Source organism: Tessaracoccus caeni (assembly GCF_029211185.1).
Classification (GTDB): domain Bacteria; phylum Actinomycetota; class Actinomycetes; order Propionibacteriales; family Propionibacteriaceae; genus Arachnia; species Arachnia caeni.
Window position 1 is genome coordinate 1 of the sequence record NZ_JARGDO010000064.1, and the last position, 508, is coordinate 508.

The window sequence follows — 508 nt, forward strand, 5'->3', positions numbered from 1 at the left end:
ACCGGCATTCGGAGTTTGACTGATTTCGGTAAGCTGGTAGGCCCCCTAGACCATTCAGTGCTCTACCTCCGGTAAGAAACACACGACGCTGCACCTAAATGCATTTCGGGGAGAACCAGCTATCACGAAGTTTGATTGGCCTTTCACCCCTATCCACAGCTCATCTCCTCGGTTTTCAACCCAAGTGAGTTCGGTCCTCCACGACGTCTTACCGTCGCTTCAACCTGGCCATGGATAGATCACTCCGCTTCGGGTCTAGAGCACGCGACTAAACGCCCTATTAGGACTCGCTTTCGCTACGACTACCCCACACGGGTTAACCTCGCCACGCACCACTAACTCGCAGGCTCATTCTTCAAAAGGCACGCCGTCACCCCGAAGGGCTCCGACGGATTGTATGCGATCGGTTTCAGGTACTATTTCACTCCCCTCCCGGGGTACTTTTCACCTTTCCCTCACGGTACTTGTCCGCTATCGGTCACCAAGGAGTATTTAGGCTTAGCAGATG

At 53.7% G+C, this 508-nt stretch carries 1 rRNA gene; it reads right to left on the reverse strand.

Going from position 1 to position 508, the window contains the following annotated elements:
• Positions 1 to 508 (reverse strand): 23S ribosomal RNA (locus tag P0D62_RS19005); the annotation flags it as partial.